2 protein-coding genes and 1 pseudogene are annotated in these 3273 nt (G+C 72.1%); 1 reads left to right on the top strand and 2 read right to left on the bottom strand.

Annotated features, from left to right (window positions below):
- Window positions 1–410: TauD/TfdA dioxygenase family protein (locus ACFW2E_RS08185; protein ID WP_384463203.1), on the top strand; the 410-nt coding region annotated here is incomplete at its 5' end.
- Window positions 411–440: 30 nt separating this feature from the next.
- Here ACFW2E_RS08185 and ACFW2E_RS08190 read toward each other — a convergent pair.
- Window positions 441–1496: pseudogene (locus ACFW2E_RS08190) on the bottom strand (LLM class flavin-dependent oxidoreductase).
- A 67-nt stretch (window positions 1497–1563) separates the two neighbouring features.
- Window positions 1564–3066, bottom strand: a complete 1503-nt coding sequence (locus ACFW2E_RS08195) for a metallophosphoesterase family protein (RefSeq protein WP_384463205.1) — start codon at window positions 3064–3066, stop codon at window positions 1564–1566.
- Between the last annotated feature and the right edge of the window lie 207 nt (window positions 3067–3273).

A 3273-nucleotide genomic window follows, 5' to 3' on the forward strand; every position in this document is an offset into this window, starting at 1 on the left:
ACCAGCCCAGGCCGGGCGACGACGCCTACGTCCGGCACCTGATCGACCACCAGACGGCGACCCTGCACCCACTGGTCCGCGTCCACCCGGAGACGGGCGAGCGGGTGCTCTTCGTCAACGGCTACTACGTCGAGCAGATCGCCGACGTGTCCCGGCCGGAGAGCGCGGCGCTCCTGGAGATGCTGCTGGAGCAGGCGGTCAGGCCCGAGTACACGGTGCGGTTCCGCTGGGAGCCCGGCAGCGTCGCCTTCTGGGACAACCGGGCCACCATCCACCTGGCCCCCAGCGACAACGCCCACCTGGACTTCCCCCGGATCATGCACCGGGTGATGCTCACCGGCGACGTGCCGGTCGGCGTGGACGGCAGGCCGTCGCAGGCGCTCGTCGGCACCGAGCCGGGCCGCTGGTGAACAGGGCGGGGCGGCCCCCGCCCCGGGGGTTCAGACCGTCGGCCGCCACCCCAGCGCCGGACCCAGCCGTGTCGCCATGTCGGTGAGGATCTGCACGTAGTCCTCGTGCTCGAAGTCGAACGGCAGCGCGAACGCCACCTCGTCGACCTCGCGGAACCCGGCGTGCCCGTGCAGGCGCTCGGTGAGTTCCGCCGAGGTGCCCACCAGGTCCGGCGCGAACAGCAGCCGCGCCGGACCCTGCGGAGCCGCCGTACGGGGCAGCCGCTTGGCCGCGTACGCCTCGTACTTGGCGCGCTGCTCGGGCGTGGCGGAGTCGGTGGGGATCACGACCAGGCCCTGCGAGACACGGGCGTTCGCGCCGTCCGGGTGGTGGGCGCGGAACTCGCGGATGTGGGAGAGCTGGATCTCCGCGAAGTCGACCGGTCCCTCCGGGTTCTCCGCCTTGACGACACTGCTCGTCAGGAAGTTCATCCCGTGCTCGCCCGCCCAGCGCGCCGAGCCCGGGCTGCCGCCGCCGTACCAGAGGCGTCGCCCGAGCCCGGGAGAGTGCGGCTGCACCACGCCGGCGCTGTACTCGATGTGCGGCTGCCGCCGCGTGGCCTCGAAGCCCTCGACGCCACCGAAGTCGGTGGCCGGTTTGCCCCGCACGAAGTCCAGCAGCCTGCGCACCCGCTCGTAGCCGAAGTCCTCCGCCTAGGACGTGTCCGGGTACAGGGCCTTCTTGACCTGCTCGTAATGCATCGGCGGGCCCACGCTGACGCCCGGGTTGAGGCGGCCGCCGGACAGGATGTCGACCGTCGCCAGGTCCTCGGCCAGCCGCAGCGGGTTCTCCCAGCCCAGCGGGATGACCGCGGTGCCGAGTTCGATGCGGCTGGTGCGCTGGGAGGCCGCGGCCAGGACGGCGACGGGCGACGAGATGCCGTACTGCAGATGCCGGTGACGCACCCAGGCGCTGTCGAGGCCCAGCCGCTCGCCCAGTTCGATGATCTCCAGCGTGGACTCGTGGCCCGGCCGCGGATCCGCACCGTCGAACAGGCCGATGGTGAGGAAGCCCAGTTTGCGCAGGGGGCGTGAGGTCGGCGGCATGGGCTCCTCCGGCGGTCGCACGTCAGTTCTGCCCCGATTGTCGCAGGCGGACATTGCAGGAGTGTGATCAGTTCAGCGGGATGGTGACCTCGTCCTCCACCGGCGGGTCGATCTCCTGCGCACGGTTGCCGGTCGCGGCGAAGCAGCGCAGCCGGACCGACTCCGGTGTGACGTCCAGGCGCAGGAAGCACTTGAAGAACGGCGGGCTGTAGGTCGCCGAGCCCGGCGAGAAGAGCTGCGTGTAGATCTTCCGCACGGGCAGCCGGAACCGTGAGGTGCGGTCGGGCCGGCCGCCCGCGCCGAGCAGACTGGCGACCAGCCGGGTGCGTCGGGTGACGCGGGTCTCCGGGCCGGGGACGCGGCCGGGCTTGATGCCGAGCCGCTCGGCGATGACGGCGGTGGCCTCCGCCTCGGTGAGGGTGAAGAAGCGGCGCAGGCGCAGGCGGCGGCCGTACAGCCGGCTGTAGAAGGCCAGCGAGTCGCCGCGCAGCGGATAGCAGCGGAAGTCGTCCTCGGTGACACCGGCGACCGACACCCGGGGGACGGTGTGCGTGGCGTGCATGAAGGCCCCGCCGCCGCCCGAGACCACGTACTGGATGGTGCGGCCGCCCACGTCCACCGGATAGCGCTGGTAGTTGTGGATGTCGCCGCCGATCGCGGCGACGAAGTGGTGGGCCGGGTCGCGGACGATGTCGTCCACGGTGCCGCCGCCCTCGATGGCGCACGGGTGGTGTTCACCGTCCACGTACAGCGGGGAGCCGGTCACCAGAATCTTGGGCCGGGGACCCCGCGACACCTCGCGGAGCCACGCGCCCTGCTCGGCGTCGATCGTGCCCAGCAGACCGGTGTCGATGCCGATGATCCGCACGGGCCCCGCGTCGATGGCCCAGTACGGGCCCGGCTGGACGGCCCGCTGGCTCGGGGCCGAGCGCAACTTGCGTGCCTCGGCGAGGCGTTGCTCGTCCGTCGCTCGCGGTTTGTGCCACAGCACCGTGCGCCACCAGGCCCGGCCGAGCGGGCGGGGCGCGGGGCCGGGGGCGGGCGTCGGGGTGTCGTCGCAGAAGACGCGCATGAACCCGCCGAGGTCCTCGTACCAGTCGTGGTTGCCGGGTATCGCGTATATGGGTGCCCGGTAGTCCTGGTACGGGCGGAAGAACTTCGTGCCGTAGTCGTCGGCCGTGCCGACCGGATAGATCACGTCGCTCGCGATCACGGCGAAGTCCGTGTCCTGACTCACCTTCAGGAAGCCGGGCACGACGGCGTACTGGGAGTCGTCGCCCTCTCCGGTGTCGCCGATGACCATGAAGGAGAACCGGTCCGGATCGTCCCGCCGGATCACCTTGTCGGCGGGAGCGCCGGCGGCCGCCCGCTGCGCCGCCCAGCTGCTGCGGGTACGGCCCGTCGGATCGCCGAACCAGGACGCGACCACCCCGTTGCGGGCGGCCCACAGCGTCTTCGGGTTCAGCCACGACAGCTTCTCGACGTGGTCCGGCATCAGCTGCTTGTAGTGGCCCGGTTCGGCGGCGCCCCAGCCGGCGCCTTCTGCGGTATCGCGTGAGGAGTCAGACACGGCGTGAACCGTAGCAACGCCCGCGACGGGAATCCTCAAGGGCTCGCTGGCAACGGCCGGTTGACCTTGTCACCGTCGACGTGCGGGCGGGCCTGCCGGTCACCTCTCGTGCGGCCCGGCCGGGGCGCGATACCCCTTGCGGCCGCCGGTCGCGGGGCGGCCCTTGGCCCGGTTCGGGTCACGGCGGCCGTGCGCGGGGCCCGGTGC

Origin of the sequence: Streptomyces sp. NPDC058964, from assembly GCF_042741275.1 — a bacterium.
Classification (GTDB): Bacteria; Actinomycetota; Actinomycetes; order Streptomycetales; family Streptomycetaceae; genus Streptomyces.